Raw genomic sequence first — 26635 nt, 5'->3', positions numbered from 1 at the left:
GGTGCACAGCGCCCCCGCCGGGAGTGGCCGTCCTCAGCCCGCGTCCACGCCCACCAGCGCGTAGATGTCCCGCACGGTGTGGATCTTCTTCTCCGCGCCCTCGCCGAGCGGGCGCGCGAAGGCCTTCTCCATCGTGCAGACGATCTCCACCATCTCCGTGGAGTCCACGTCGAAGTCGTCCTTCAGCGAGGCGCCGGGCTCGAACTCCGCCTCATTGCGCCCCAGCAGTCTGGCGAGCACCTCGCGCACCTTCTTCTCGTTGTCCACCATGGCATCCATTGCTTCTGTTCCTCCGTGTCCTTGATGAGTGGGGACCGCGCCCGGGCTTCAGGCCCTGGCGACGCGGCTGATGATGAGAGACGCGTTGAGCCCGCCGGACCCGCGGCCGTTGAGCATCACGTGCTCCACGCGCTGCATGGGCAGAGCCTCCGTGACGAGCGAGACGTCCAGCGACGCATCCACCGTGCCGATACCCGCCGTGGGCGGCACCTCGCCGTGCTGGATGGACAGCGCCGCCAGCCCGGCATCCAGGGCACCCGCTGCCCCGTAGAGATGCCCCGTCATGGTCCTCGGCACGGTGACGGGCACGCGCCGGTGGGAGCCGCCGAACACCTTTCGCAGGGCCGCCGCCTCCTGCCGGTCGCCCTCCTGCGTGGCCAGCCCGTCCGCGAGGACGTACGAGACGGCACCGGGCGGCAGGTCCGCGTCCTCCAGCGCCTTGCGCATCGCCACCGACAGGTGGCGTTCCTCCGACGGGAGGAGCGCGGGATGGCACGCGTCATTCGTGAGCCCGAAGCCCCGCACCTCCGCGTAGATGGGGGCCTGACGCTCCAGCGCGTGCGTCAGCTCCTCCAGCAGCAGGAAGGCCGCACCCTCCGCCGGCACAAGGCCCCGCCGCCTCGCGTCGAACGGGGCGTAGGCTCCGTCCGCTGGCGTGTCCGGGCCCACGAGGACGCCCTCGGTGCCGCAGGCCAGGTACGCGAAGGGCGTGATGGGGGCCTCCGCGCCACCCGCGAGGCTCACGTCGCAGTGCCCGCTGGCGATGCTCCGCGCCGCGAGCGCGATGCCAAGGTGCCCGCTGGCCCGCTCGGCGCACACCGTCTTGCTGAACCCGCGCAGCCCGAAGTGGATGGAGATCTGCCCCTGCGGCGCGGCGGGGAACCAGGACGTTGCCTGGAAGGGGCTCACCTCCTTGACGCCTTGCGTGTGGAGCTTGCGCAGCTCGCGGTCCGTGAAGTCCCAGCCACCGAAGCTGTTGCCCACGAAGACGCCCATGCGCTCGCGGTCCACCGACTCCAGCGACAGCCGCCCGTCGTCCAGCGCGAGCTGTGACGCCGCCACGGCGTATTGCGTGTACGGGTCCAGCTTGCGCGCCAGCCGCATGGGCATGAAGTCGGTGGGGTTGAACCCATCCACCTCGCCAGCGAGCGTGCATGGGAAGCCCGTGGGGTCGAACCGGGTGACGCTTCGGATGGCGCCCTTCCGCGCGCGCACGTTGTCCCAGACGGCCTGGCGGCCGATGCCACCCGGAGCGATGAACCCGATTCCCGTCACCACCACTCGACGACTCATGACAGACCTCCCTCGTAGTCCGGGCGTGTGAGCACCATCGCGCTGTGAATCCCGCTGAAGCCGCTGGCGCCCTTGAGCACCACGTTCACCCGCTGGTGGCGTCCCTCGTTCGGCACGTAGTCCAGGTCGCACTTCGGGTCCGGCGTCTCGTAGTTGATGGTGGGGGGTATCTCGCCCCGCGTGAGCGTGAGCACCGAGGACACCGCCTCCAGCGCGTTGGCCGCGGCCAGCGGGTGGCCCACCATGGACTTCAGCGAGCTGATGGGCACCCGGTACGCGTGCTCGCCCAGCACGCTCTTGAGGGCCGCCGTCTCGTTGGCGTCGTTCTGCGCGGTGGAGCTGCCGTGGGCGCTGACATAGTCCACCGCCGTCCCCGGCAGCCGCGCGTCCTCCAGGGCCAGCCGCATGGAGCGCGCGAGCGCCGCGCCATCCGGAGGCAGGTCCGTCATGTGGAAGGCGTTGTTGCAGGAGCCGAAGCCCCGCACCTCCGCCAGGATGGGCGCCCCGCGCCGCAGCGCATGGGAGCGCTCCTCGAGGATGAGGATGCCCGCGCCCTCGCCCAGCACGAAGCCGTCGCGATTCGCGTCGTACGGCCGCGAGGCTCGCTGGGGCTCGTCGTTCCGCTTGGACAGGGCGCCGATGACGTCGAAGGCCGCCATGGCCACCGGAGTGATGGGGGCCTCCGCCGCCCCGCAGATCATCACGTCCGCCTCGCCGTGCCGGATGCAGTCCAGCGCGAAGCCAATGGCATCCAGCCCGCCGGTGCAGCCCGTGGTGAGCGCGCCGCAGGGCCCGTGGGCACCGTAGCGGCTGGCCACCTCCGCCGAAGCGACGTTGAACGTGGCCGCCTGGTACAGCGTGTCGCGGACCTTCTCCGGAGCGATGGGCCGCGTCCCCCGCTCCGTCAACGTCAGGAAGTCCCGCTCCATGAGCGGCGTGCCGCAGATGGCGTTGCCCACGCACACGCCCATGCGCTCGCCGTCCACCCGCGCGCCTTCCAGCCCGGCGTCCTTCACCGCCTCCTGGGCCGCCACCAGCGCGAACTGGATGTACCTGTCCAACCGCCGCGCCTGCTCCGCGCTCAATCCCCGCGCCAGCGGCTCGAAGTCCAGCACCTGACCGGCGATGCGACTCTTGAATCCCTGGGTGGGGAACGCCTCCACGGGATGGACGCCGGAGCGCCCCGCCATCGCACTGGCCCAGAAGGCCTGCTTGCCAATCCCGTTGGGGGCCACGATTCCGATACCCGTGACGACGACCCGCCGTCTCTGCTTGATGTCCCTGACTTTCAATCGCGACTCCTGCTCATCTCTTCGCTGAGGGGGTTAGTAGTTTCCGAGGCCGCCGCAGATGTTGAGGGCCTGGCCGGTGATGCCTCGCGCGCTCGGGGACGCCAGGTACGCGACCATCTCCGCGACCTCGTCCGGCTGGATGTAGCGGCCCATGGGCACGCGCTGCTCGATGCGCTTGCGGGCACCCTCTTCATCCACGCCCCACAGCTGCGCGTAGCCGCGCCGCGCGTGGCTCGCGAGCTCCGTCTCCACGAAGCCCGGACACACCGCGTTGACGGTGATGCCCCGCGGCGCCAGCTCCAGGGCCAGCGACTTGGTGAAGCCAATCACCCCGTGCTTGGAGGCGCTGTACGCCGCCGCGTAGATGACGCCCTGCTTCCCGCCGGTGGAGGCGATACTGATGATGGACTCCAGCGCCTCGCCGGTGTTCTCGTTGAGCACTGCCTTGGTGACGTAGAAGACGCTGTCGAGGTTGGTCTCCAACACCTCGCGCCAGAGGCTGTCCTCCATCTTCGCGGTGACGCCGCCACCGCCGCGTCCCGCGTTGTTGACCAGCACCCGCACCGGTCCCAGCTCGGAGACGACAGCGTGCACCGCCTCCCGCACCGCGTCCGCGGAGCGCACGTCGCAGACGGCGATGGCCACCCGGCTTCCCGCCTCGCGCACCGCGGCCGCCGTCTCCTCCAGCTGCTCCCGGGAGCGCGCCAGGAGCCCCACGCTGTACCCGTCCCGCGCCAGCCGCAGAGCCGCCGCGCGTCCGATGCCCCGTCCCGCGCCGGTGATGAGCGCGACCTTCGGCGTGTCCTTCGTCATGTCCGTCGTTGCATTCATGGTGTGGTGTTTCCTCCCGTGCTCACGCTTCCACGCGAGCCTTGATGGCCTTCATCGTTCCCAGGCTGTTGGCGTTGATGGCATTGGCGACCCGGCGCAGCGCCTCGTCCGTCCCGATGTCGCCCCAGAGCGCCTTCGCCTTCTCCGGTGCGAGCTCCACGGCGTGCCACGACACGACCCGGACCCCACCGGGGACGGGCTCCACGCGCCACTCACCGGTGTGCTCGCGCAGCACCGGGGGCGGCTCGGGCTGGAAGTAGGTGATGTTGCCGCCGTGGGTGTTGCAGCGCCGGATGGTGCGGATGCGCTCCTCGTTGCCGCGCACGTCCACGGTCATCACGAACTCCTGGTTCCGCCCGTCGTCGTAGCGCATGTCCACGGCGCGGCAGTGGGGCAGCAGGCGCGGCCAGTCCGTGGCCTGCTGGAGCAGCGCGTAGACGCGCTCCGGAGGCGCGCTGATGGTGAGGCTCTCCTCGAACTCGGCGCGCGGCGGCGGCGGCTCCTGCTTCGTGCCGGCCCGCTCCTTCGACTCCAGGAACTGCTTGAGCGCCTGGAGCTCGCGCTGGCTGTTGTCGTCCGTGGAGCGCACCATGAAGTCCAGCGCCTCCTGGTGGGTGGTGACGCCCTCCACCAGCCCGTGGGGTTTGGACTTCACCGCGAAGCGGTGCTCCAGCACTGCCAGCGTCCCCGAGCGCAGCGGGTGGAAGTGCCAGCCGCCCTCCATGCGCTCCAGCAGCGGCGAGGGACGCACCTGTCGGAAGGAGATGTGGTGCACCTCCGGGTGCAGCTCCCGCTCCGAGTGCCAGCTCATCAGCCGGCCGTTGGCGAGCGCGGAGAGCTCGATGACCTGCCGGCCTCCGTCTTCCTCCAGCACCCGCGCGGCCTTGCAGGGCGGGAAGATGGCCGGCCAGCACTCGACGTGGCGAATGAGGTCGAAGACCACGTCGACGGGCGCATCAATCTCCACCTGATGTTTCATCCGGTACATGCAGCAGCTCCTGTTGTGGGGGGATTCAGAAGAGGGCCACCACGCGGCACCAGGCGGCATCCGCCCGGGCCAGCTTGATGGGGAAGCAGGACACCTTGAAGCCGTGGGGCCGCTCGAGCTTGTCGAGGTTCGCGAGTCGCTCCAGTTGGCAGTACTCACTCCGGCGTCCGAAGAGATGCGCGGGCCAGAGCGCACCTTGATTGCCCGTACGCAGGTACTCCTCGAGCATCTGGTGGAAGGGCGCGTCGAAGCCGAAGCTGTCGACGCCGATGACGCGGATGCCCTGCTCCACCAGCCACCGCGTGGCCTCCTCGGTGACGCCGCGGAAGTGGGCGAAGTAGCCCGGCGTTCCCACGTCCACGTCCCCGCCGGTGCGCAGCAGCACCACGTCCAACGGCTGGAGCGTGTAGTGGATGCGCTCGAGCTCCGCGATGACCTCGTCCCGCGTCACGGGGCCGTCGCCGGGCTCGCCGCGCACGTCCAGCACCACGCCGTCCCGGAAGCACCACTCCAGTGGCACCTCGCAGATGGTGCGGGCGCGGTTGCCGCGCGCGTCCACGTCGCCGTAGTGGAAGGGCGCGTCCATGTGCGTGCCCGTGTGGGTCGTCAGCGTGTAGCGCATGAGCGACAGGCCCTTGCCGTCCGGGAAGTCGCGATGGTCCACGCCCAGGCCGAGCTTGTGCTTGAGCCACTCGCGCATCCGCGCGAGCCGGGAGTCTCGGCCCCGCGAGTGGATGAGCGCACTGCCCAGCAGGTCCGCCCCGCGCCGGTGGTCGATGTACTCGCAGCGGATGACGTCGGGCTCCCAGTGATTCGCGTCCACGGGGACGCTCAGGTCCACGAGCCGGAGGGATTGCTGTGCGGTGATGGCTTGCATGGGACTCTTTCTGGTGGTCCCAGCGCCGGATGTGACGCGGCCGGGGGACTCAGGCGCGCACGCTCGAAAGTGCGCTGGCCGCCCAGGAGCCAGGCTGCGTATGGGACGGATGCTCGGACGACGAGCACAGGAAGTCCCTGTCACTCCGCGCCCAGTCGAGGAGCTGAATGCAGGACGCGCGCGGCCACACCCCGTCCCACGGGTCGTGGACGACGAGCAGGGGAGCCTCCAGCCTCGGAACGTCTCGCAGCGTCAGCTCCCGCAGGGCGAGCCGCTCCATGGCGGCGTCGGAGCGCTCGCAGTAGGCGTACTTGAGCTCCTCGCGCACCAGCTCGGGCAGCCGAGCGTAGTGGCCATGGTCATACCCGCCCGCGATGCTGATGCAGGCCCGGAGCCGCTGGGGCAGGAGCGCCGCCGACCGGGCCGCCAGGTAGCCGCCATGGCCGAGGCCGCAGATGCCGAGGCGCTCCGCGTCCACCTGGGGCAGCTCGCGGATGCAGTCCAGTACCGCCGCGACGACTTGCTCGAATGCCACCGTGAGGCGGTGGAGCCCCGCCAGCTCTCCCTGCCCCGGCCCGTCGAAGAGCAGCACGGAGACGCCGTGCGCGAGGAACTCCTGCGCCAGGGCGTACAGCTCGACCTCCTTGGCCGTGCCCAGGTCATTCACCAGGAGGACGCAGGGGGTGCGCTCGCCGGCGCTCGCGGACACGAGGAACGCGGGCAGCGTGAAGTCCTGATAGGGGATGCGCAGCGAGTGCACCTCCCAGGGAAGAAGCGTGCGGGCGGACTCGAAGAGGCGCGTCACCCTCCTCCGGGTCATGAACTTCGCCTCGGGGTTGTCGAAGTAGGGCAGCTGCGCGAAGTGGTGGCACGCCGCGGACCGCAGGAGCATCCGCCGCTGGGTGGCGTGCTCACGGGCGTCGGCCGCATCCTGGGAGCGGACCTCACAGGCGCGCGCGCACGAGGTCCAGACCTCGTGCCACAGGGCCTGCTCCTCCAGGATCGGCGCGGCCTCGAAGGCCTCCAGGCAGGGGCGGATGTCGTCCCAGTCCAGTCCGCCCAGGCGCATCCGGTTGATGAGCGGCGCGCACATCGCGGAGACGGGCGTGGACGATACGGCTGCGTGAAGGCACGGGTTCCTCATGGCTCTCCTCGGGGGAAGACCCGTTCGGTCTTCGTTCACCTCCGTTAGAGAGGATGCGCGGCTCCTGTGATTGAGAGCCTTCACGCGCGAGTGTGATTCACAAGATGCCCGCCCTCACTCCAATACCTTGTCCGGGCGAGGCGCAGGGCCGCGCCCTGGTTGAAGGAGAGAGGCAGACCGCATGTCCGATACCGCGTCATTCCGACTGGAGCACTCCACCTGGATCCGCCAGGAAGCCGCCCACGTCTTCGATTTGATCGTCTCCGTGGACCGCTGGCCGGAGATCTTCCCCCACTGTGTGTCCGCGTCCGTGCTGGAGCAGGGCGAGCGAGCGATGCGCATCGAGCTCACGGCACGCATTGGAGGAAGCACCCACACCGCCCGCTCGCGACGGGTGTTCTCCCCGAATGGCTACCGCATCGACTTCGAGCAGGAGTCTCCCCTTCCCCCACTGACGGCGGTGAGCGGCGCATGGGAGGTGGTGCCAGTCTCCGGCTCCGGCTGCCGAGTCGTGCTCACCCGGGACTGCACCGTGACCGGCGGCTCGAACCGCTTCGCGAGCGCGCGCGAGGCAGAGCAGTGGCTCCGCGAGGTGCTGGAGGCGAGCAGCCAGGAGGAGCTGCGAGCGCTCAAGGTGGCCGGTGAAGCCGGCGGCCCCGCCCGCCCCCTTCCCCCCACGGCGTCATGAACGGGGTCTGGCAACGTTGACTTAGTTGTAACCGGGTAACAGACTTGGCGCGAATGGGCATGCCGCCCTCGCCGAGGGCCTCGACGTGTCGCAAGCGTCGCGACCCCGGCCGATGCAGGAGCATCCCGTGCTTGTTCTCCGCCAGGAGCAGCAGTGGGTCCTCGATGCGCTGCTCCGCGAGCCCTTCGTGAAGCGGCTCACCGAGGAGCTCGAGCAGACCCTCCCCGATGCGGCACGCGCGCTGGGCCCCGGAGGCGTGCGCAGGGAGGTCGAGGCTGCCGTCCAGCGCGCCACGCGCCATGGCTTCGAGCTCGAGGACACCGTCGCCGCCTTCGTCCGGCTCGTCTTCGTCCTGGGGCCGAAGTTCGACGTGGAGCGCCCTTGGGCACGCGACATCCTGGCCGAGCCGGGCGTCGACGAAGTCACTCGGATCCGGCGCCTGGGGCTCGGGGCGGTGCACTCCTTGAAGGGTGACCGCGGCCACCATCTGCGCCGCCGTGCAGCAGGTGACGCTGCGGCTCGAAAGGGCCAGCGGGGAGCTGGTCCAGGAGGACCAGACCACCAACCAGGGCAGGTATTCGTTCGACGCGGTGGAGCCCGGACAGAGCTACGTGCTCCGCCCCGCCAAGGGCTCCGTCAGCTTCCATCCGGCGCAGCATGCCATCGCCAATCTCGGGGATGACACCGAGGTCGACTTCCAGGCACGGGTCTCCCTCAGCGGGAAGATCAATCCCAAGTCCGCGCCCGGTGGGACCGATATCCGGCTCACGGGCGACTCGGTCGATGTGACCCAGCGCGCGAGGCCCGACGGGACCTATGCATTCGGGGACCTCCCCGCCGGAGCGAGATACGTCCTCACGCCGGGGCTGCGCTTCCATGAGTTTGCGCCAGTCTCGAAGGCGTTCAACGCGCTGGCGAGCAACCAGACGCAGAACTTCAACGCCAGCCGGCTCCATCACGCGCTCTTCACCCGAGTGAGCACCGACGGCGGCGACACCGTCGACTTCATGGAGGCCCGGGTCCTGAAGGGGGGACAAGAGCTCATCCCATGGAGCAGCGTCTCCACATCCCCCGGCTACCTGCTGGGCATCGGTCGCCAACGCCCGCCGGAACGTGCTCGAGCACTACTGAAATCACTATGCAGGTGTTCCAGATTGCTCCGGATTCGCGGATGATGCGGCCATGCTCCCGCGCCGCGCCAAGCCCCGGTCCTGGCTGCTTCCTGGAACCCAGCTCGACTACGAGCTCATCCGCTCCGTCGACGTGACGGCGGAGGACGGGCCGAGGCAATGGGTTCCGGAGGGGCTCATCGCCTGGCACCTGGAGCGGTGGTGCATCAGCTCTCGGGCCACGCTGTACTCCCTCTACGAGGCCCTGGGCGGCCCACAGCCGCTAGGCTTGTCCTCGCTGGAGCGCGTCCGCTTCGAGCAGGCCCTCCAGAAGCGCCTGGAGCGGGCCCTGCGGGAGGGCGAGCTGGTGGCGCGCGAGGTGCCCCGCCCGGTGAGCGTGGCACCGCCGTTCGAAGTGGAAGCCCCCGTCTCCATGGAGGCACAGCCTCCGCCCCCGGCGCCGAGACCCGTGCCGGTGGAGGCGGAGGTGGACGTGGCGGCGCAGGTGCGCGTCCTGAGAGAAGCCGCCGCGGAGGGCACCCCCTTCTGCGAGGAGTGCGAGAAGCGGCGCCGTGCCGCTTGAACGAGAGGAAGGGATGTCAGGTCCGCCCGCCGAGCGTCTCATCGAGCTGCTCTGGACGCCCCCTCGGGATGGCGCGCCGCTGGAGCGCTATGCCGTGCTCGACGCGGCGAGGGATGCCCGGGTGTACCCGCTCGTCCGCTGGGAGGCGGGCGCATCGTGCCTCTACGAAGGGCGCATCGCGCCGGAGCTGCTCGAGGTGGCCCCCTACCTCCTCCGGCTGGAGCGTGAAGCCTCCGTGACGCGTGAGCTGCTGAAGCAGGGGTGGGGAAAGGCCTGGGGGCTCTTCATCGAAGCGCCCTGCACTGCCGAGGTGCTGCGCCGCCACCTGCGCCGGTTCCTCAAGGTCCAGGACTCACGCGGCAAGCGCCTCTACTTCCGCTACTACGACCCGCGCGTCCTGCGCTCCTACTTGCCCACCTGCACCCTCGAGGAGCTGCGGTACGTCTTCGGCCCCATCCGCGCGTATCTCATGGAAGACGCCGAGGGCACGGCGCTGTCCCGCTACTCGCTGACCGACACCGGGCTCCAGGTCGACCACATCCCCCTGGTGCCCGACGCGGCGGAAGGCTGAACGGCGGCGCGTCGCGTCGGGCCTCACCGGCCGAAGAACTGCAGGAGATTGCCTTCGGGGTCCCTCACGCCGAAGGAGCGGTAGGGGCCACCCGGCGGCTGGCCGAGCTCGTAGGCCAGCGTCACACCGCGTGCCCGCAGTGATTGATACACGCCGTCGATGTCCGCCACGACGAAGCCGGACTTGAAGTAGCCCTGAATCTGGTGCGCATTCGTCGTCCCGGGAGCGGCGACCGAGCGCGGATTCGAGTCGGGCAGTTGCAGCAACTCCACCAGCGCCGAGCCCTGCTCCAGCAGCGCGAAGCGTATCTTTCCATTCGGTGCGGTGCCGGAGTCGAACACCCGGAAGCCAAGCGTGTCCCGGTACCAGGCCACCATCGGGTCGAGGTCCGCCACCGACAGCGCGACGAAGGCTCCCGGCGTGGCGCCCAGCCGTTCCGCGGACTCCACCGTGCGCGGCGAGTCCGGGGCAGCCGTCCGGCAACCCGAGGCGAGGCAGGCGAGCACCAGCAACCAGGGACGAAGCGTCATGTGCATGATTCGAGGTCTCCGGCGCCACTCTCGCGCCGGAGCCCTCCCCTCCCCATCAGCAAGCAGCGAATGGCGCACGGCGCGCAGCGAATGGAGCGGAGGGCTCGGCGAGCGGGACGCTCCGCCTCGCTTCCGCCTGAAGCCGCGCGTGGGCACGTCTCAATGCACGCCTTCGGCCGGCTGCGATTCCAGGGTGGGTTCGATTCCCGACGTGCGCGGCACGCCCTCGGTCCCCAGGTGCAGGTCATAGAGCGCCCCGGCGTTGGTGCGCATCACCATCGTCGCGACTTCCTCGGCGCGCGTACGGCTCACCTCCCCAGCGCGCATCATGTGGCTGAGCGCCAGCGCCAGCGCCATCCGCGTCCGGGTCGTCCCCATCCAGGCGGTCAGCTCCCAACCGAGGTCCGGCCCGAAGGACGCCGCGTCCGTCCCGAAGAGCACCCGCTCGGGGAACTCGAGCAGCCAGTCCCGCAGAATCGCGGCCAGCGTCTCGGGGGGATAGAGCAGCGCCATCGCGGACGTGTCCACGTACACGTTCGGCTTCCACAGCATCGCGCCCGCGTGCGCCGCGTGGATGCCGCCGCCGTGCACGAGGACGAAGTTCGTGTGGCGCAGCGTCGGGTCATTGAAGGCCGGCTCCAGCAGCAGCGGGTCCGCCCCGGCGGTCGCATAGAACGCGCCAGGGCCTTCGAACGTGTGGATGTGGACCGCCATCCCCAGATGGCCGGCCTCGTGCGCGATTTCGCGGAAGAGGTGGTCCTGCAGGGCTTTGTACTCGGCGCGGGTCGGCTCGCCTCCACCGACGTAGCGCGCGTACACCGCGCGAGCCGTGTCCTCGGATACGTCCGCGAAGTCCAGCGTTCGAAGCAGGGCCGCCTCGAACTTCACCGCGACGCAGCCGGCCTGCCGGTGGCGCTTCAGCGTGGGCACCACCACGGTGCTCAGGTAATCCTCCAACGTTCGCGGCAACTCACCCACCCGCAGCTCCGCGAGGTAGCGCCGCAGGAGGGCTTCCTCCAGTGGGTACAGCTTGCGGCGGTCCGGCGTCACCTCGGCCTCCGCCCGCGTGGAGAGCGGCAGCATCAGCGCGTCCACGAAGGACACCCAGCGAAAGCGCGGCGGCGCGAGGCCCGGTCCCATCGCCACCCGGTTCGCGAGCATCACCTCCGTCCCGATGCGGTCGAGCACCCACTCGGGGAACCTCTCGCCTTGCTGACTGGCGACTTCCCGCATGGTGGCCCGAAGCTCCGGCCAGTACGCGTCACTCAATTCCTCGTGGGAGAAGCCGTAGAGCGCTCGAAAAGCCGCCACCCACTGCGGGCTCTCCGGCCGCAGCATCACCGGGATGGGGAAGTCCCCCAGCACGTCCAATGGCAGCGCATCGGACTCCGTGTCCTCGGGAACCACCGTGCTCGCGTGGGTGTGATTGTCGACAGCCCGGATGGCTCCGATGAGCTCATACAGGGACTCCGGACGCATGTCGGGTGTCATCGCCCCCTCCTTCTCGCGCTGCCGCCGCGGCGAGGCGGACTCCCGTCCACCTTGCGCCGCACGTTCACCATGGCCATGCGCGATGGCCCCGCCAACCACGGCCGGGTTTCGCGAGCCGGGCCTCGTGCGCCGGCACGGCCGCCCGCGAGCAGGAGCCACTACGCCGCCTTCTTCACCAGTCCGTGCGGGTCGAGGATGAACTTGCGTGCCACGCCCGTGTCGAACTCGTGGTAGCCGCGCGCCGCCTCGTCGAGCGGGATGACGGTGGCGTTGACGATCTTCGCGATGGGCAGCCGGCCGTGGAGGATGGCCTGCATGAGCTGGCGGTTGTAGCGCAGCACCGGCGTCTGCCCCGTGTAGAGCCGGTGGGACTTCGCCCAGCCCAGGCCGAAGCGCATGCGCAGGTTGCCCTGCTTCGCGGCCTCGTCCTTCGCCCCCGGGTCCTCCGTCACGTAGAGCCCCGGGATGCCGATGGCGCCGCCCGCGCGTGTAATCGCCATCAGCGAGTTGAGCACCGTGGCCGGCGCCTCCGTCACGTGCTGCGCGCCATGGCCGCGCGCCTCGAAGCCCACCGCGTCCACGGCCGCGTCCACCTCCGGCACGCCGATGACGGCTTCAATCAACTCCTCCAGCTTGTCGCTCTTCGTGAGGTCGATGGGCTCGAAGCCCACGGACTTCGCGTGCTTCAGCCGCTCCGCGTTCATGTCGCCAATCATCACCACCGCCGCGCCCAGCAGCTGCGCGGACGCCGCGGCCGCGAGGCCCACCGGACCCGCGCCGGCGATGTACACCGAGGAGCCCACCCCGACTCCCGCGCACACCGCGCCGTGGAAGCCCGTCGGGAGGATGTCCGAGAGCATGGTGAGGTCTTGAATCTTCTCCATGGCCCTCGCCTTGTCGGGGAAGCGGATGAGGTTGAAGTCCGCGTAGGGCACCAGGACGTACTGGGCCTGGCCTCCCGCCCAGCCGCCCATGTCCACGTAGCCGTAGGCACCGCCGGCCCGGGCCTCATTCACGTTGAGGCACACGCCGGTCTGCTGCTCGCGACACGTGCGGCAGCGGCCACAGGCGACGTTGAAGGGCACGGTGACGAGGTCGCCGAGGTCGAGGTACTCGACGTCCTTGCCCTTCTCGATGACTTCCCCGGTGATTTCGTGCCCGAGCACCAGCCCCTTGGGCGCCGTGGTGCGGCCGCGCACCATATGCTGGTCCGAGCCGCAGATGTTGGTGGAGACCACCTTGAGGATGACCCCGTGCTCGATGGGCTTCCCCTTCGGGTTCACCATCTTCGGGTAGTCGATGGACTGCACCTCCACCTTGCCGGGACCGAGATAGACGACGCCGCGATTGCTGGCCATGGACGGATTCCTCCCCGCGGACAAGCTGGCGACCGCTGCCGGCTCCGGCACGTGGAGCGGGCCCCTTCCCTGCTTCGAGCCGCTCCGCTGCCCATGGAGCAAGGGAGGCGCCCTGCGCAGCGCGTGTCGCCCGTCCCTCCCTGAAGTCCCGGACCCGACACCCGCGGTCATCCGCGGCCTGCAATGGGCTGATGTGGTGATAGCGTTTGAAGCCATCCCTTCGAGGAGGACGTATGGCCTATGTCGATGGTTTCGTCGTACCGGTTCCCACGAAGAACCTCGCCGCGTACCGGAGCATCTCGCGCAAGGCAGGCAAGCTCTGGCGCGAGCACGGCGCGCTCCAGTACATCGAGTGCGTCGGCGACGACGTGAAGCCCGGCAAGCGCACCTCATTCCCCCAGAGCGTCAAGCTGAAGGCGGGGGAGACAGTGGTGTTCTCGTGGATCGTCTACAAGTCACGCGCCGAGCGGAACCGCATCAACAAGAAGGTCATGGCGGATCCCCGCCTCGCAAAGATGATGGACCCCAAGGACATGCCCTTCGACACCAAGCGGATGATCTTCGGCGGGTTCAAGACGCTGGTGGAGCTCTGACGGCTCGCCACCACCTCCCACGGCGTCTGTGATTGGGCGCAAGCACGCCGTGCAAGGATCCTGACGGGACGGGAGGAGTGTCGGGCGGTAAAAACCCGGCACTCCCGTGTCAGCGAGTCGACTTATCGGGTTCTCAGAATTGGATCCGCGCGTCCGCTCTCAGGCAATCATTCCGCCCATGCAATCCCGAACCGAGCAGATAGACCGACGTTCGTTCCCTCGCCTCCAGGCGCCCCTGTATTCGCGGCCGGCGCGGCTGAGCTTCGGCGCGGGGCGGCAGGTGGTGGATGTCAGCCGGAGTGGCGCTCGCATCTACTCCGACGAGTTCCACGCGGAGGGCAGCACGCTGGAGCTGGAGCTCTTCCTGTCCGGCGGAGGCTCGCTGGAATGTACCGCGCGCGTGGTCTGGACGGCCAGGCTGCCGCCGGGCTCCGTGGCCCGCTACGAGGTAGGACTGGCCTTCCTGGACACGCCGCCTGCCCTGTGGACCCAGCTCCAGCCGTTGCTCGTCCGCGACGACACGGCGGAGTGCGCCTGAGCCGGCACCAGGCGACCCCGCACTACTTGGTGCGGCACGGGTGAACGTGGGATAACCGGGCACTGATGAGTGCCGCGGGCTCACCCATCCGAATCCTGGTGGCCGACGACCATCCGCTGCTGCGTGAAGGGCTCAGCGCGATGATTGCCGGGCAGCCGGACATGGCGTTGGTCGCCGAGGCGGAGAACGGCGAGCAGGCGGTGAAGGCCTTCCGCGAGCACCGTCCCGACATCACGCTGATGGACGTGCGGATGCCCATGATGAACGGCATCGACGCCATCACCGCGATACGCACGGAGTTCCCGTCCGCGAAAATCGTCGTCCTCACCACCTACACGGGCGACGCGCAGGCGCTGCGAGCCATCAAGGCCGGCGCGTCCGGCTACCTGCTCAAGAGCATGCTCCGCAAGGAGCTGGTGGAGACCATCCGCAGCGTGCACGCGGGCCGGCGAAAAATCTCGGCGGACATCGCCTCCGAGATGGCGGAGCACATGGCGGACGACGAGCTGACGTCGCGCGAGCGGGACGTCCTCGCCCTCGTGGCCGCGGGCAACGCCAACAAGGAGGTCGCCGCGCGCATGGGCGTCTCCGAGGAGACGGTCAAGACGCACATGAAGAACGTCCTGACCAAGCTCGGCGCGCGCGACAGGACGCACGCGGTGGTCGTCGCCCTCAAGCGGGGCATCATCGACATCTGACGCGCGGCTTCAGCGCCCTCCACCCACGAGCCGCCGCAGCCGGTGGCTCCAGGTGCGCCGGGTGTCCCGCTGGTACGCGGCCGCGGCCGGCACGCGCAGCTCCATCTCCGCTCCCGCCCCACCCCGGTTTTGGAGGTCGAGCCTCGCGCCAATCTTCCGCGCGCGCTCGCGCATGCCCGACAGTCCCCAGTGTCCGGGCCGCCCGCCGGCCTGGAGCAGCTCCGGGGTCAGGCCGCGGCCGTCGTCCTGGACGCACAGGCGCAGCTCGGTGTCGCCGTACGCGAGCACCACCTCGATGCACTTCGCGCCCGCGTGCTGGAACGCGTTCACCAGCGCCTCGCGGCCGATGCTGTAGACCTCGTCGCGCACGAGCGCATCGAGCAGCGTGGGCTCGCCCTCCACCTCCACGTGGAAGTGCACGGAGGTGCCCTCCCGGAGCTCCTCACCCACCCGGGCCAGGGACTGGGACAGCTCCTCGAGGCCCTCCGCCGCGGTGCGCAGGTCCTGCAAGCGGTCCCTTCCCTCCACCAGGACGCCGTCGGCGCGCTCCAGCGCCTTGTCCAGCGAGGCCCGCGTGTGCGTGCCCTCCGGAAGCTGCTCCGCCACGGACTGGAAGCGCAGAATCAGCCCCTGGACGCCCTGCAGCAGCGTGTCGTGCAGCTCGCGGGCGATGCGCTCACGCTCGCGGAGCCGTTCCTCCAGCCGGCCACGCAGGTGCGCGCGCACCTGGCGTACGCGCAGGAGGTACAGCGCCCACAGCGCGGCCAGCACGACGGCTCCGCACAGGACCCTGAACCACCACGTCTGATACCAGGCGGGCGGCAGGACGAGCTCGAGCGTCGCGCCCTCCTCGTTCCAGACGCCGTCGTTGTTCGCCGCGATGACCTGGAAGCGGTACCGGCCGGGGTCCAGGTGCGTGTAGTACGCCTCGCGCCGCGTGCCGACGTCCTGCCATTCCGCGTCCACGCCCTCGAGCCGGTAGCGGAAGCGCACGCGCTCGGGGACGGTGAAGCTCAGGGCCGTGTAGTCGAGCTCGAGGTTCCTCGCGCCCACCGGCAGGGTGAGCAGCGGCCCCGGAGCCAGCGGGTGGCCATCCACCTGCACCGAGCGGATGACGACGGGCGGCGGCAGCGGATTGCGGAAGATGCGCTCCGGGTCCACCCACACCACGCCGTTGCTGGTCGCGAACCACAGGCGGCCGTCGGTGCCCTGGACCATGGTGGGGAGCGGACGCAGCGTGGTGGGGCGCGCCGGCAGGCCGTCGAGGAAGTCGAAGCGCTCGCCGGACGCGGCGTGGTCCGGGTCGGCGAGCGCGCGCTCCACCTCCTCAGGGCCGAGGTGGAAGATGCCCGGCACGGCGTGGATCCACAGGCCGCCATCCGGCGTCTCCACGATGCCGCCCACGCCGCGCAGGGGCTCGCTGCCGGCCACCTGGAAGGGCCTGAGCCTCTCCCCGTCGAACCAGGCCAGGCCGAACTGCCCGCCGACCCAGAACCGCTTCGCGACCCGCAGCGCGGTGACAACGCCCGGGTTGAGCCCGGCGACGGCGACGAAGCGGCGGACGCCCCCCTCGTCGACCTGTCCAATCGCGCCGTCGGTGTACCCCAGCCAGACGCGGCCCTGAGCGTCGGTCGTCGCGGAGGAGACGCGCGCTCTCGCCGTCACCTGCGCCACCTTCGTCATGTCCGTCCACGCGCCGTCCTTCCAGCGCCACAGCCTGGCCCCCGTCACCCCGACCCACAGCGCACCGCTCCCGTCCATCGCCATGGCGTGGATCTGGGGTGCATCCGGATCCGGCCCGGCCCCGGCAATCGTGGCGACGAGCACCGGCACGTCGTTCTCGATGCGCCAGATGCGCCCCTCTCCGCCCAGCCAGACCGTGCCCTTCGGGTCGCGATAGGCGCAACCGAGCTGCACCGTGAGCGGTGTGAACCGCACCTGCTTGTCGTGGAGCTTCATCACGGGACGGTTGGTGCTGCCCGCCCAGATGGCCCCGTCGTCCCCCGGGACCAGCGCGAAGTCATGCGTGCCGCGAGGGAACTCCGCCAGCACCAGCGTGCTGTGCCGGAAGCAGTCGAGTCCCCCGCTGGTGCCAGCCCAGATGTTGCCCTCGCGGTCCTCGAGGATGGGCCACACGTAGTCCGCGCTGAGGCCCTCCTTCTCGGTGAAGGACTCCACGAACGAGTCCAGCCGTCCCTCAGGCGGGTCCGCCCAGCGCTCGGGATGGGGCAGGCGGCGCATTCCCTCGCCCAGCGTGGAGAGCCACAGGCTGCCTTCGCGGTCGAACAGGATTCCCGCCGACAGCACGTCGATGCGCGGGGGCGTGATGACCGGCTCTCCATTGGCGCGCACCACGGGCTTCACGCTGCCATCCAGCTCCGAGACCCAGATGACGCCATCCGGCGCCTGGGCCATCTTCCCCACCCACTTCACGCTGACGCCCGTCTGGCGGAATGCATGGCTGCCCTTCGGCAGGAACACCAGCGAGTCCTTCGTCGCGACCCAGAGCGTGCCGTCGCGGTCGATGTAGAGCATCGCGGCCTGCGTATCGGGGAAGCTCCAGTCCTCGCCCACCCGGTGCCAGTATCCGCGCTGCAGGCGAAAGAGCCCGGCGGACCTGCCACCGGCCCACGCCGTTCCGTCGGCTTCGAAGGCGAAGGACATCAACTGGTGCACCGGCAGTCCCTCGGTCTCGCCGTAGCGGGTGAGGTGCCCGTCCTTCAGCAAGGCCGCGCCGCCATGCTGGAAGCCAATCCACAGTCCTCCATCGGGTGAGGCCTGCAGCGTCTGGATGCTGGGAATCGGGATGCCGTCAGACGATTCGAAGCGCTCGAAGCGGACGCCGTCGAAACGGTACAGCGTGGACGCCGCGGACACCCAGAGGATGCCGTCACGCGTCTGCGCGAGCGCGGAAATCTGTCCGGGAGCGCCGTCCTTGATGGTCCAGCGCGAGTGGTAGAACTGGTTGATGCCGCGGTCCCGGTTGTCCGGCTCCGCGGTGGCGGCCGCGCTCCAGAAGAGCAGCGCGCAGAGGCTCCACAGCCAACACCCCCGCCACGTCTGCCTTCCGTGCTGCCTCGCCGCGACCGTCATCCGTTCCGCATTCCTCCAGCGAGGCTGAATGTCCTCCATACCTATTGGAGCCAGGCAGTGACATCACCTGAATGGGGGAAGCGTGTGCGCCCAGGTGGGCCTCCACTGTTCATGAACGCCGAACAGTGATGCCAGCCCCGGAGTGATTATCCGGAGCGGGCGCGGCGGCATCTTCTCTCCATCCCGGCAACGACGCCGGCACGGAGAGAACCCATGACTGCACAGACTCAGAAGGTGGCCCTGGTGACGGGCGCTTCCCGCGGCATCGGCGCCGCCGTCGCGGAGCGGCTCGCGCGCGATGGCTTCGCGGTCATCGTCAACTACGCGGAGAGCGCGGCACCGGCCGAGGCGCGGGTCCACGAGATTGAGCAGGCAGGCGGCAGGGCGCTCGCGGTGAAGGCGGACGTCGGCAACAGCGCGGACGTGCGGCGCCTCTTCGATGCCGCGGAGGCGGCCTTCGGCGGCGTGGACGTGCTCGTCAACAACGCGGGCATCATGCACCTGGCCAACATCGCCGACATGGACGACGCCACGTTCGACCGGCAGGTGGCCGTCAACCTCAAGGGCACCTTCAACACCCTGCGCGAGGCCGCGCGGCGGCTGCGCAACGGCGGGCGCATCATCAACTTCTCGTCCAGCGTGGTGGGGCTGCTCCAGCCGACGTACGCCGTCTACGCGGCCACCAAGGCGGGCGTGGAGGCCCTGACGAGCGTGCTCGCGAAGGAATTGCGCGGGCGCAACATCACCGTCAACGCCGTGGCTCCCGGCCCCACCGCCACGGACCTCTTCCTCAAGGGCAAGCCACAAGAGGCGGTGGACCGGCTCGCGAAGCTGGCGCCGCTGGAACGCCTGGGCCAGCCCGAGGACATCGCGGCGACCGTCGCGTTCCTCGCGGGCCCCGACGCGGGCTGGGTCAACGGACAGACGCTGCGCGCCAACGGCGGAATCATCTGACGCTTCACGCAGGCTGCGCGAGCTTCCGAGCGCGGCGCGCCATGGGCTGGAAAAATCCTCCGGGAAATAGGGGTGAGGGGAAATAGCAGCGGCCCACGTTGAGGAGGAAAAGATGCTTGCCGGGCAGATACCCGGCGGCGTCCCTGCCTTGTTCTCGGGGAGAGGTATCGAAGACCATGGGCGCCTCATGGAGGATCTTCCACGTGGAGCTGCAACAGAGACCGGAGCCGGTCGCGAAGGCACTCCCTGACGAGGGACTCGCGCGGCTCCGAAGAGATTTGGAGCGGGCCGTCTCCCGCGTCTGCCCGCCAGCCCTGGCGGACCGGCGCGATGACCTGGTGCAGACCGCGATGATTCGCGTCGTGGAGCTGCAGCGTCGCAACCCGGACGCGAATCGGCTCACCCCCGCCTACCTGTACCGGGTGGCCTACACCGCGCTCATCGACGAGATGCGCAGCCAGGACCGGCGGCGCGAGGTGGCCCTCGAGGAGGTGGAGGCGCAGCCCCTCCAGCCGGTGGCCCCGGGAGACCCCGAGCGCTCCGCGAGGTCCTCGCAGATTGGCCGGGCGCTGCGCGACTGCCTCCAGCGGCTCGTGCAGGACCGGCGGCTCGCGGTGACGCTGTACCTGCAGGGACACACCATTCCAGAGGCCGCGGAGCTGCTCGCCTGGGACGGCAAGCGCACCGAGAACCTCGTCTACCGCGGGCTGAGCGGGCTGCGGGCCTGCCTCGCGACGAAGGGAATCGAGCCGTGAGCGAACGCACGCCGGATGACACGCTCGATGACGCCACCGTCGAGCGGCTGCGCGAGGCCTTCCGCGCAGGAGACTCGCTGGAAGCCACCGGGGAGCCCGTGGACGCGGACCGCGTCTGGCGCGCGGTGAGCGGCGAGTCCTCGCCCGAGGAGCGCCGTGAAGTCATCGCCCGCGTGGCCGCGGACCCGGCCTGGGCCTCGGCCTGGAGGCTGGCGCACGAGCTGCACCGGGCCTCCTCCGAGGCGACGGCCCGGGAGGAGCAGACGCCGGACACGCGGGCCCGGCGCGACACGGAGCGTGCTCGGAGTCCCCGGGGGCCCCGCTTCCACCGCGCGTGGAGCCGCCCCGCGTGGGGGGCGCTGGCGACGGCGGCGCTCGTGCTCGTCGTGGTGGGCATCGTGCTGAAGCAGGGGCCGGAGGACTCTCCCCTGCGCGGCGGAGACACCGTGAGCATCGTCTCCCAGGTGCCCGAGGACACGCCCCTTCCGCGCGAGCACTGTGTGCTGCGCTGGAGCGATGGGCCGAAGGGGACGCGCTGGTCGCTCCAGCTCTCCTCGGAGGACCTGAGCGTCGTGCACCACGAGGACTCGCTGACGCGCGCCGAGTACACGGTGCCCGCCAGCGTGCTCTCCGCGCTGCCCAAGGGGACGAAGCTGCTCTGGCAGGTCGAGGCGCGCCTGCCGGATGGCGCAGTGAAGCGCAGCGCCACGTTCGTGAATCGAGTCGAGTGAAGCTGTCATGCCGTTATGTGAGGGGGATTCCATGAAGACCGAAGGTACGAAGAAGGGGCTGCGCAAGAGCGCGTGGAAGGCGGTTCTCGGAGTGGTGCTGTGCTGCGGACTGGCCACTCAGGCGTGGGCGCAGAGCACCCCTACGGGCATCCTGCGGGTGACGACGCCGCCCCTCACCGGCGCCACCGCGGACACGGTGGTGGCCTCGGTGGTGGACACGGGCGTGCGCACCGGTGCGCGCGTCAGCGTGACGCTGCGGGTGCTGGACGCGAACGGTGCCATCGTCGCGGAGACCTCGGGCGTCGTCAGCGAGGGCGTCCCGCTGCGGCTGAGCTACCGGGCTTCTTCGACCGCGGGCGTCTCCGCGCAGGTCATCGTCCCATTGGGCTCCAGCACGCTGTCCGCCCCGGTGGTGACGCTGGAGCGCTGGAATCCCAGCCTCCCGCTCACGGCCCCGACCCCGGTCATCTGCGAGATAATGGGCGAGGACGGCCCGCCGCCCGGGCCGGTCACGAGCTGCAAGCGGGAGCGAGTCGACCGCACCACCCCCTAACGTGCTCCGAACGCCGCGACGCCACTTCCACCCCCTGCTCATCCTCGCCTTCGTGGCGGGGCTGGGCATGGCACGCCCTGCCCTGTCCGCACCGGACGCGGGGGTGGAGGTACCCGCGGCGGTGGCGGCGTGCGTGGCACGCTTCGAGGCGCGGCCCCACGAGCGGGAGTCCGCGCTGTGCTTCTACCAGGGAGCCCAGGGCGCGCAGGGACGCGACGCCGCGCGGCAGGAGTTGAAGGCGCTGGAGGTCCGGTACCCCGACCGGCCCTGGCTTCCCCTGGTGCTGGGGCACGTGGAGCTGCTCTCCGGGCCACGCCCGGCCGAGGAGGCCTACCGCCGCGCGGTCCAGGGCTTCCACCGCCTCCGGGACGCGGAGGGCGAAGTGCTCGCGGCCATCAACCTGCGCAACGTGCTGGTGACGCAGGGGCGCACGGAAGAAGCCCGCGAGTGGACGCAGCGCATCGGTGAAGTGGCCCGGGCCTCGGGCAGCGCGGAGCTCAACGCGCGTGCACTCATCGTCGAGGCCAACGAGCGCTTCGACGTGGAGCACGACGTGGGCGGTTCCTACCGCCTGCTCAAGCGCGCGGAGGCGCTCGTCTTCCCGGCCGGCGGTGACGGTCTCAAGAAGCAGTGTTTGACGTCGCTGGCCACGGTCAGCACACGCCTCGGACGGCTGGATGAGGCCGTCGAGGCCTACCACCGTCTGGCGGAGCTGGCCCGGAGCACCCACGAGGGGCCTGAGGAAGCGCGCGTGCGCTTCGCGCTGGCAAACCTGGCGCTGCAACGCAATGAGCGCCAGCCGGAGCCCGGCGGCCGCGAGCGCGTCCTGGCGCTGGCCCGCGAGGCGCTGGCCGCGGCGGAACAGGCCGGCAGCAAGACGCTGGAGGCGATGTCGCTGCGGCTGGTAGCGGACATGCTGGGGGACTCTCCCGAGGAACAGCGCGAGGCGGAGGAGTACCTGCGGCGCTGCCTGGACCTCACGAACGAGCTGGCAATGCCGGATCGGCGCATCGGCTGCCTGTGGACTCTCGCGGAGCGGCTGTCCAAGGTGGACCCGGCGGCGGCGGAGCGGGACTCGGAGGCGGCGCTGCGCCTCGCCTTCGAACATGGCAATCCGCACACCCTCGCCCTCGCCCTGCGGGGACGCGCGACGGTGGCCTACCGCACACAGCCGCTGTCCGAGGCACTCCGCCATGCCGAGCGCGCGCTCGACGGAGCGGAAGCGCTGCGGGAGCTGCAGCGCGATGCCTCCAGTCAGGCCGAGGTGTTCGCGAGCTGGGCCCGCGACTACCACCGGCTCGCGGGCTGGACGCTGGAAGCTGGCGGCGCGACAGGCAGGCCCCCACACCTGGAGCCACGCGCTGCGCTGGCGCGTGCGTTCCGGGTGAGCGAGCGACTGCGGGCGCGCACGTTGCTCGACGCGCTGGTCGCCTCGCGGGCGCTGTCCGCTTCAACCGACGAGCCGGGCCGGCGTGCGGCTCGCGCGGAAGTGCAGCGGCGGCTGGCGGCGGTGCAGCGGCGCCTGCTCGAACCGGGGCTCGCGGCCGGCGCGCGCGACGCGGCCCTGCGTGAGCTGCAGGAGCTGGAGCGGAGCGAGGAGGAACTGCGCCCGGCTCCACGACATGGCGCCACCGGGTTCGCCTCCCTGGAGGCCGTCGAACAGGGACTCGCCGCCGATGAGGCGCTGCTCGCCTTCCTCGTGGGCGAGGACCAGGACTTCTATGGCAATCCCACCGGAGGCGCGTGGCTGCTCGCGGTGACGCGCGAGGGGACCCACGTCTACCGTCTGCCTGACCGCAACCGGATTGCACCCGCCGTGGCCCTCTTCGCTGGACTCATCGAGCGCCGGGATGGCTCCGAGGCAGGCGCCGCGGCCGCGCTGCACGCGCAGCTCCTCGCACCGGCATTGGCGCAGCTTCCGTCGGGTGTGCGCCGGTTGCTGCTGGTGCCGGATGGGCCGCTGCATGACCTGCCCTTCGCCGCGCTTCGCGAGCGCCCCGACGGGCCTCCCCTTGTCGCTCGCTACGAGCTGGCCCTGGTGCCGTCCGCGAGCCTGTGGCGTTACTGGCGCGAGCAGCCACCGCTCGCACCTGGAGGCGAGGCCCTGGTGCTGGCCGACCCCGACCGGGGCCGCGACATGCGGATGGCGAGGAGGGCCACGGCGTCCGAGCGGTCCGGCGTCTTCGAGGAGGCAGCGCAGCTTGGCGCGCTACCAGAGGCGCGGCGCGAAGGGCATGAAGTGACGGAGGCCCTGCGCGAGACGAACGTGACGCCGAGGCTGCTCGTCGGCGCGAGCGCTTCGGAGCGCGCTCTCAAGAGCGCTGACCTCGCCTCGGTGCGCGTGCTGCACGTGGCGGCGCATGCGGTGGTCGACGCGCAGGCCCCCGAGCGTTCCGCGCTCGTGCTGGCCCCGGGCGCCGAGGAGGAGGACGGCATCCTCCAGCCGCGCGAAATCGCTGAGCTCAAACTGGGCGGCGCGCTCGTCGTGCTGTCGAGTTGCCGCAGCGCCTCCGGAGCGGTGCTGCCGGGCGAAGGCGTGCTGAGCCTGGCCCGCGCCTTCTTCGAGGCGGGCTCGCGCGCGGTGGTGGCCAGCCTGTGGCCGCTGCGCGACGACGAGGCGGCCGGGCTCGTGGCCCGCTTCTACCGGCACCTCGCACGCGGCCTGAGCGCATCCGCCGCGCTGAGGGCCGCGCAGCTCGAAGCCATCGAGGAGGGGCAGCCCTCTTCCGCGTGGGCGGGGCTGGTGGTGCTGGGAGATGCCGCGTTGGTGGCGGTGGAGCCACGCGAGCCGGAGGCGTCACGCGGCCTGCTCACGGGCACCCACCACGTGGCGCTGGCGGGTGCAGCGGTCCTCTTCCTGCTCGCGGGCACACTCGTCGGGCTCCGTCGGCGACGGCCCCGCTGAGCGGACTACAGCGTCTGCGTGTCCGGACGGGGTGGCTTCTCCTCGCGGCGGAGGTTCTCGTCGAACACGATGGCGGTGCCCGACACGATGGTGCCCACGCCAGGAACCTCGTAGCTCTCCTGGGTGATGAGGACGGCGTCGGCGCCGAGGTGGCAGGCCGTGGCGCGCAGCTCTTCCATGGCGCGCACCTGGGGCGAGACGCTGTTGCCGGGGTCGAACACCACGGGCAGCTTCAGATGGAGGCCGGCGATTTCCTGGTAGCGCGCCTCGGGCTGCTTCGTGCGCAGGAAGGCCAGCTGGCAGTCGGGCTTCTTGGCCGCGAGGTTCGCGACCAGCCCCGAGTGGGCAATCTGCACCAGCGAGTCGTAGGCATAGGCCACCGCCTCGACCTCGTCGCGCTCCCCCGGACGCCCGTACTCCTCTGACTCGATGAAGACGCGCTCCGCACCCAGGCTGCAGACCTTGTCGCTCAGGAGCTTCTCGGCCTGCGCCCTGTCGAGCCCCGTGCCGGTGACGACCAGCTTCGCCACCTTGCGCGTGCGCGACGCGCCCTCCGGGTCCTGCTTCACGAACTCCACCGTGCAGCCGGCGGGACGCGGCGTGAGTGACGCCGTGCGGTTCATCACCATCACGGCGGGCGGCCGGTTCAGCAGCACCTCCTGCGCCTTGCTCGACCCGGTGGAAGCACAACCGGAGAGCAACGCGGAAACGGCCAGGGGAGACAGGGCGAACAGGGCGCGCATCGAAACCTTCCTCGGAAAGAGGCGCGCTCTATACCACGGCGGGAGTGACGCGGACGACGTCACCCCCGGTGCCACGGCTCCGTGCGCGCTTCAGCGGGCCGGCTTCAGGCAGACCGCTTCCACGTTGTTCCCATCCGGGTCGATGAGGAACGCCGCGAAGTAGTCCGGACCGTAATCCGGACGCGGGCCCGCCGCGCCGTTGTCCTTCCCACCTGCCTTCAGCCCCGCGGCGTGGAAGGCCCGCACCGCCTCCTGCGTCTTCGCGCTGAACGCGAGGTGCGCGCCGGGCCCCGTCGCGTCCGCCTTGTTGAGCCAGAGCGCGGGCGCGCCCGGAGGACCGAAGCCCGCGCCCTCCGCGTTCTGATTGCTCACGACGATGCCGAGGGGCGCGAGCGCGGCCTCGTAGAACTTCACGCTCGCCGCGACGTTCTTCACCTTCAAGCCAACGTGGTCGTACATGTGCTCTCCGTTCGAATGAGACGGCGGCACCGTACGCACCGCGCACGTGGCGGTCTTACAGGTTCTTGCCCTCACCTCCTCGGAGCCCATCAGCCCTTGAGCACCGCGAGCGGCACCAGCCGCGCCACCTTGCTGGCAATCCCCGCGGTGTCCACCGCGTCCACCACGCGCTCCACGTCCTTGTAGGCCGTGGGTGCCTCCTCCGCGAGCTCCGCATTGGACGGGCACTCCACGACGATGCCCCGCGCATTGAGTGACTTGCGCAGCTCCGCGCCCACCACCTCGCGCTTCGCGGCGGCGCGGCTCATCTGCCGGCCCGCGCCGTGGCAGGCGCTGCTGAACGACACGGACTGCGACTCGCTCCTCCCTGCCATGACGAAGGACGACGTGCCCATGCTGCCGGGGATGAACACCGGCTGGCCCACCTCGCGCCACGCTTCGGGCAGCTCCGGGTTGCCCGGACCGAAGGCCCGCGTCGCGCCCTTGCGGTGGATGCACAGGCGCTGGCCTCCGTACGTCTCCACCTTGGCGATGTTGTGGGCCACGTCGTAGACGATGCGCGGCCGCACGCCCGCGCCGAGCCTGCGGCCGAACACCTCGCGCACGCGGTGCGTGAGCACCTGCCGGTTGGACCACGCGAAGTTGGCCGCCGCGCACATCGCCGCGTAGTAGGCCTGTCCCTCGGGTGACGAGAACGGCGCGCACGCGAGCTGCCGGTCCACCAGCCGGATGCCCTCGCGAGCCAGGGCCCGGTCCATCTCCCGCACGGCATCCGTGCACACCTGGTGCCCCAGGCCCCGCGAGCCGGTGTGGATGAGCACCGTCAGCTCGCCCTCGAACAGCCCGAAGGCCTCGGCGGCCTCAACGTCGAGGACGCGGTCCACGCGCTGCAACTCGATGAAGTGGTTGCCGCCGCCGAGCGTCCCGAGCTGGTCATGCCCCCGCTCGCGTGCCCGCACGGAGACGCGCGCGGCTTCCGCGCCGGGGAGGTGGCCGCCGGACTCGATGCTCGGCAGGTCCTCCTCCAGTCCCATGCCCAGCTCGCGCACCACGTAGGGGACGCCCTCGGTGAGGACGCGGTCCACCTGCTCCGGGCGCAACGCCAGCCGGCCGTGCCGGCCGAAGCCCGTGGGAATGCTCCGCGCGAGGTCATGCGCCAGCTCCGGAATGACGTCCTTCACCTCGTCGAGCGGCAGCCCGGTGGACAGCAGCCGCACGCCGCAGTTGATGTCGAAGCCGATGCCACCCGGGGAGATGACGCCGTCCGGCAGCAGCGTGCCGGCCACGCCGCCCACGGGAAAGCCATAGCCCTCGTGCATGTCCGGCATGCCGATGGCGAAGCCCTGGATGCCCGGCAGCGTCGTCACGTTGACGAGCTGGGCGATGCTCCTGTCTCTCGCCATCTGCCGGAGCAATTCCTCGTCGGCGACGATGCGGGCCGGCACGCGCATGTCCTCGCGGAAGCTCCGGTCCAGCTCGTAGAGCGCGGGGCCCACCTGGCGGAGCTTTGGCGTGAGGGCTCGTTGTTCTTCGACAGAGGTTTCCATCCGCGCCTCGAATGCGGCCAGGGGCCGATAAA

26 protein-coding genes are annotated in these 26635 nt (G+C 70.4%); 12 read left to right on the top strand and 14 right to left on the bottom strand.

Features of this window, described 5'->3' with window-relative positions; translation table 11 throughout:
- Window positions 1–33 precede the first annotated feature (33 nt).
- The 7 genes from ACVTJA_RS24020 to ACVTJA_RS23990 are packed head-to-tail and all read right to left on the bottom strand — an operon-like array spanning window position 34 to window position 6704.
- The gene (locus tag ACVTJA_RS24020) at window positions 34–279 is read right to left on the bottom strand and encodes an acyl carrier protein (RefSeq protein WP_465839465.1); all 246 of its coding nucleotides are present in this window, start codon (window positions 277–279) and stop codon (window positions 34–36) included.
- A 48-nt stretch (window positions 280–327) separates the two neighbouring features.
- Window positions 328–1572 carry a beta-ketoacyl-[acyl-carrier-protein] synthase family protein gene (locus tag ACVTJA_RS24015; protein ID WP_465839463.1) on the bottom strand — a complete coding sequence of 415 codons (1245 nt, stop codon included), beginning with the start codon at window positions 1570–1572 and terminating at the stop codon, window positions 328–330.
- On the bottom strand, window positions 1569–2864 hold the full coding sequence (locus ACVTJA_RS24010; protein ID WP_465839462.1) for a beta-ketoacyl-[acyl-carrier-protein] synthase family protein: 1296 nt from the start codon (window positions 2862–2864) through the stop codon (window positions 1569–1571). The genes ACVTJA_RS24015 and ACVTJA_RS24010 overlap by 4 nt, the downstream gene beginning before the upstream one ends.
- Before the next feature lie 33 nt (window positions 2865–2897).
- Window positions 2898–3695 (bottom strand): SDR family NAD(P)-dependent oxidoreductase, encoded by a 798-nt coding sequence (locus ACVTJA_RS24005; RefSeq protein ID WP_465839460.1) that lies wholly within the window; start codon window positions 3693–3695, stop codon window positions 2898–2900.
- Window positions 3696–3717: 22 nt separating this feature from the next.
- Window positions 3718–4683, bottom strand: a complete 966-nt coding sequence (locus ACVTJA_RS24000; RefSeq protein WP_465839458.1) for an aromatase/cyclase — start codon at window positions 4681–4683, stop codon at window positions 3718–3720.
- Window positions 4684–4708: 25 nt separating this feature from the next.
- Window positions 4709–5560, bottom strand: coding sequence for a cyclase family protein (locus ACVTJA_RS23995; protein WP_465839456.1), 852 nt, complete (start codon window positions 5558–5560; stop codon window positions 4709–4711).
- A gap of 49 nt (window positions 5561–5609) precedes the next feature.
- A complete protein-coding gene (locus tag ACVTJA_RS23990) occupies window positions 5610–6704 on the bottom strand; it encodes an alpha/beta hydrolase family protein (RefSeq protein ID WP_465839455.1) in 1095 nt (364 codons plus the stop codon).
- A gap of 181 nt (window positions 6705–6885) precedes the next feature.
- On the opposite strand from ACVTJA_RS23990, the gene ACVTJA_RS23985 reads away from it, so the two are divergent.
- From ACVTJA_RS23985 to ACVTJA_RS23970, 4 genes are all read left to right on the top strand, one after another.
- Window positions 6886–7392 (top strand): aromatase/cyclase, encoded by a 507-nt coding sequence (locus ACVTJA_RS23985; protein ID WP_465839453.1) that lies wholly within the window; start codon window positions 6886–6888, stop codon window positions 7390–7392.
- 470 nt (window positions 7393–7862) lie between these two features.
- Window positions 7863–8567 (top strand): hypothetical protein, encoded by a 705-nt coding sequence (locus ACVTJA_RS23980; protein WP_465839452.1) that lies wholly within the window; start codon window positions 7863–7865, stop codon window positions 8565–8567.
- Window positions 8568–8574: 7 nt separating this feature from the next.
- Window positions 8575–9084 (top strand): hypothetical protein, encoded by a 510-nt coding sequence (locus ACVTJA_RS23975; RefSeq protein WP_465839451.1) that lies wholly within the window; start codon window positions 8575–8577, stop codon window positions 9082–9084.
- Between the two features lie 13 nt (window positions 9085–9097).
- Window positions 9098–9655: a DUF4123 domain-containing protein gene (locus ACVTJA_RS23970; RefSeq protein WP_465839450.1), complete on the top strand. Its 558-nt coding sequence runs from the start codon at window positions 9098–9100 to the stop codon at window positions 9653–9655.
- A gap of 23 nt (window positions 9656–9678) precedes the next feature.
- Here the strand turns inward: ACVTJA_RS23970 and ACVTJA_RS23965 are convergent, their stop codons facing one another.
- The 3 genes from ACVTJA_RS23965 to fdhA all read right to left on the bottom strand — a co-directional run bounded on the left by ACVTJA_RS23965 (window position 9679) and on the right by fdhA (window position 13034).
- Window positions 9679–10185, bottom strand: a complete 507-nt coding sequence (locus ACVTJA_RS23965) for a VOC family protein (protein WP_465839449.1) — start codon at window positions 10183–10185, stop codon at window positions 9679–9681.
- Window positions 10186–10344: 159 nt separating this feature from the next.
- Window positions 10345–11676 carry an amidohydrolase family protein gene (locus ACVTJA_RS23960; protein WP_465839448.1) on the bottom strand — a complete coding sequence of 444 codons (1332 nt, stop codon included), beginning with the start codon at window positions 11674–11676 and terminating at the stop codon, window positions 10345–10347.
- Between the two features lie 158 nt (window positions 11677–11834).
- The gene (gene fdhA / locus ACVTJA_RS23955; protein ID WP_465839446.1) at window positions 11835–13034 is read right to left on the bottom strand and encodes a formaldehyde dehydrogenase, glutathione-independent; all 1200 of its coding nucleotides are present in this window, start codon (window positions 13032–13034) and stop codon (window positions 11835–11837) included.
- Window positions 13035–13267: 233 nt separating this feature from the next.
- Between fdhA and ACVTJA_RS23950 the strand changes: the two genes are divergently transcribed.
- The 3 genes from ACVTJA_RS23950 to ACVTJA_RS23940 all read left to right on the top strand — a co-directional run bounded on the left by ACVTJA_RS23950 (window position 13268) and on the right by ACVTJA_RS23940 (window position 14863).
- Entirely contained in the window at window positions 13268–13627 is a 360-nt protein-coding gene (locus tag ACVTJA_RS23950) for a DUF1428 domain-containing protein (RefSeq protein WP_465839445.1), read from the top strand.
- A gap of 178 nt (window positions 13628–13805) precedes the next feature.
- Window positions 13806–14165: a PilZ domain-containing protein gene (locus ACVTJA_RS23945; protein WP_465839443.1), complete on the top strand. Its 360-nt coding sequence runs from the start codon at window positions 13806–13808 to the stop codon at window positions 14163–14165.
- A gap of 65 nt (window positions 14166–14230) precedes the next feature.
- Entirely contained in the window at window positions 14231–14863 is a 633-nt protein-coding gene (locus tag ACVTJA_RS23940; RefSeq protein ID WP_465839442.1) for a response regulator, read from the top strand.
- Between the two features lie 9 nt (window positions 14864–14872).
- Here the strand turns inward: ACVTJA_RS23940 and ACVTJA_RS23935 are convergent, their stop codons facing one another.
- Window positions 14873–17956 (bottom strand): sensor histidine kinase, encoded by a 3084-nt coding sequence (locus ACVTJA_RS23935; RefSeq protein WP_465839440.1) that lies wholly within the window; start codon window positions 17954–17956, stop codon window positions 14873–14875.
- 213 nt (window positions 17957–18169) lie between these two features.
- Between ACVTJA_RS23935 and ACVTJA_RS23930 the strand changes: the two genes are divergently transcribed.
- The 5 genes from ACVTJA_RS23930 to ACVTJA_RS23910 all read left to right on the top strand — a co-directional run bounded on the left by ACVTJA_RS23930 (window position 18170) and on the right by ACVTJA_RS23910 (window position 23854).
- Entirely contained in the window at window positions 18170–18910 is a 741-nt protein-coding gene (locus ACVTJA_RS23930) for an SDR family oxidoreductase (protein ID WP_465839439.1), read from the top strand.
- Window positions 18911–19113: 203 nt separating this feature from the next.
- Complete coding sequence (locus ACVTJA_RS23925) at window positions 19114–19665, top strand: RNA polymerase sigma factor (RefSeq protein ID WP_465839437.1); 552 nt, start codon at window positions 19114–19116, stop codon at window positions 19663–19665.
- Entirely contained in the window at window positions 19662–20396 is a 735-nt protein-coding gene (locus ACVTJA_RS23920) for a hypothetical protein (protein ID WP_465839436.1), read from the top strand. Before ACVTJA_RS23925 ends, ACVTJA_RS23920 begins: the two co-directional genes overlap by 4 nt.
- Window positions 20397–20427: 31 nt before the next feature.
- Window positions 20428–20949 (top strand): hypothetical protein, encoded by a 522-nt coding sequence (locus ACVTJA_RS23915; RefSeq protein ID WP_465839434.1) that lies wholly within the window; start codon window positions 20428–20430, stop codon window positions 20947–20949.
- 67 nt (window positions 20950–21016) lie between these two features.
- Window positions 21017–23854 carry a CHAT domain-containing protein gene (locus ACVTJA_RS23910; RefSeq protein WP_465839433.1) on the top strand — a complete coding sequence of 946 codons (2838 nt, stop codon included), beginning with the start codon at window positions 21017–21019 and terminating at the stop codon, window positions 23852–23854.
- Window positions 23855–23859: 5 nt separating this feature from the next.
- On the opposite strand, the gene ACVTJA_RS23905 is transcribed toward ACVTJA_RS23910, so the two are convergent.
- The 3 genes from ACVTJA_RS23905 to ACVTJA_RS23895 form a co-directional block, all read right to left on the bottom strand.
- Window positions 23860–24597, bottom strand: a complete 738-nt coding sequence (locus ACVTJA_RS23905; protein WP_465839432.1) for a hypothetical protein — start codon at window positions 24595–24597, stop codon at window positions 23860–23862.
- Window positions 24598–24687: 90 nt separating this feature from the next.
- Window positions 24688–25056 (bottom strand): VOC family protein, encoded by a 369-nt coding sequence (locus ACVTJA_RS23900; protein ID WP_465839430.1) that lies wholly within the window; start codon window positions 25054–25056, stop codon window positions 24688–24690.
- Between the two features lie 89 nt (window positions 25057–25145).
- Window positions 25146–26603 carry an RtcB family protein gene (locus ACVTJA_RS23895; protein WP_465839428.1) on the bottom strand — a complete coding sequence of 486 codons (1458 nt, stop codon included), beginning with the start codon at window positions 26601–26603 and terminating at the stop codon, window positions 25146–25148.
- Window positions 26604–26635 lie beyond the last annotated feature (32 nt).

The sequence above is a fragment of the Pyxidicoccus sp. M6 genome, assembly GCF_055568925.1.
The sequence above is the reverse complement of the archived record's forward strand: the minus strand, read 5'-3'. Positions and strand labels throughout refer to the sequence as shown.

Excerpts from the sequence above, each read along its gene's own strand:
- ACVTJA_RS24020 (WP_465839465.1), bottom strand. The coding sequence starts at position 279 with ATGGATGCCATGGTGGACAACGAGAAGAAGGTGCGCGAGGTGCTCGCC.
- ACVTJA_RS24015 (WP_465839463.1), bottom strand. The coding sequence starts at position 1,572 with ATGAGTCGTCGAGTGGTGGTGACGGGAATCGGGTTCATCGCTCCGGGT.
- ACVTJA_RS24005 (WP_465839460.1), bottom strand. The coding sequence starts at position 3,695 with ATGAATGCAACGACGGACATGACGAAGGACACGCCGAAGGTCGCGCTC.
- ACVTJA_RS24000 (WP_465839458.1), bottom strand. The coding sequence starts at position 4,683 with ATGTACCGGATGAAACATCAGGTGGAGATTGATGCGCCCGTCGACGTG.
- ACVTJA_RS23995 (WP_465839456.1), bottom strand. The coding sequence starts at position 5,560 with ATGCAAGCCATCACCGCACAGCAATCCCTCCGGCTCGTGGACCTGAGC.
- ACVTJA_RS23990 (WP_465839455.1), bottom strand. The coding sequence starts at position 6,704 with ATGAGGAACCCGTGCCTTCACGCAGCCGTATCGTCCACGCCCGTCTCC.
- ACVTJA_RS23985 (WP_465839453.1), top strand. The coding sequence starts at position 6,886 with ATGTCCGATACCGCGTCATTCCGACTGGAGCACTCCACCTGGATCCGC.
- ACVTJA_RS23975 (WP_465839451.1), top strand. The coding sequence starts at position 8,575 with ATGCTCCCGCGCCGCGCCAAGCCCCGGTCCTGGCTGCTTCCTGGAACC.
- ACVTJA_RS23970 (WP_465839450.1), top strand. The coding sequence starts at position 9,098 with ATGTCAGGTCCGCCCGCCGAGCGTCTCATCGAGCTGCTCTGGACGCCC.
- ACVTJA_RS23965 (WP_465839449.1), bottom strand. The coding sequence starts at position 10,185 with ATGACGCTTCGTCCCTGGTTGCTGGTGCTCGCCTGCCTCGCCTCGGGT.
- ACVTJA_RS23960 (WP_465839448.1), bottom strand. The coding sequence starts at position 11,676 with ATGACACCCGACATGCGTCCGGAGTCCCTGTATGAGCTCATCGGAGCC.
- fdhA (WP_465839446.1), bottom strand. The coding sequence starts at position 13,034 with ATGGCCAGCAATCGCGGCGTCGTCTATCTCGGTCCCGGCAAGGTGGAG.
- ACVTJA_RS23950 (WP_465839445.1), top strand. The coding sequence starts at position 13,268 with ATGGCCTATGTCGATGGTTTCGTCGTACCGGTTCCCACGAAGAACCTC.
- ACVTJA_RS23945 (WP_465839443.1), top strand. The coding sequence starts at position 13,806 with ATGCAATCCCGAACCGAGCAGATAGACCGACGTTCGTTCCCTCGCCTC.
- ACVTJA_RS23940 (WP_465839442.1), top strand. The coding sequence starts at position 14,231 with ATGAGTGCCGCGGGCTCACCCATCCGAATCCTGGTGGCCGACGACCAT.
- ACVTJA_RS23935 (WP_465839440.1), bottom strand. The coding sequence starts at position 17,956 with ATGACGGTCGCGGCGAGGCAGCACGGAAGGCAGACGTGGCGGGGGTGT.
- ACVTJA_RS23930 (WP_465839439.1), top strand. The coding sequence starts at position 18,170 with ATGACTGCACAGACTCAGAAGGTGGCCCTGGTGACGGGCGCTTCCCGC.
- ACVTJA_RS23915 (WP_465839434.1), top strand. The coding sequence starts at position 20,428 with ATGAAGACCGAAGGTACGAAGAAGGGGCTGCGCAAGAGCGCGTGGAAG.
- ACVTJA_RS23910 (WP_465839433.1), top strand. The coding sequence starts at position 21,017 with ATGGCACGCCCTGCCCTGTCCGCACCGGACGCGGGGGTGGAGGTACCC.
- ACVTJA_RS23905 (WP_465839432.1), bottom strand. The coding sequence starts at position 24,597 with ATGCGCGCCCTGTTCGCCCTGTCTCCCCTGGCCGTTTCCGCGTTGCTC.
- ACVTJA_RS23900 (WP_465839430.1), bottom strand. The coding sequence starts at position 25,056 with ATGTACGACCACGTTGGCTTGAAGGTGAAGAACGTCGCGGCGAGCGTG.
- ACVTJA_RS23895 (WP_465839428.1), bottom strand. The coding sequence starts at position 26,603 with ATGGAAACCTCTGTCGAAGAACAACGAGCCCTCACGCCAAAGCTCCGC.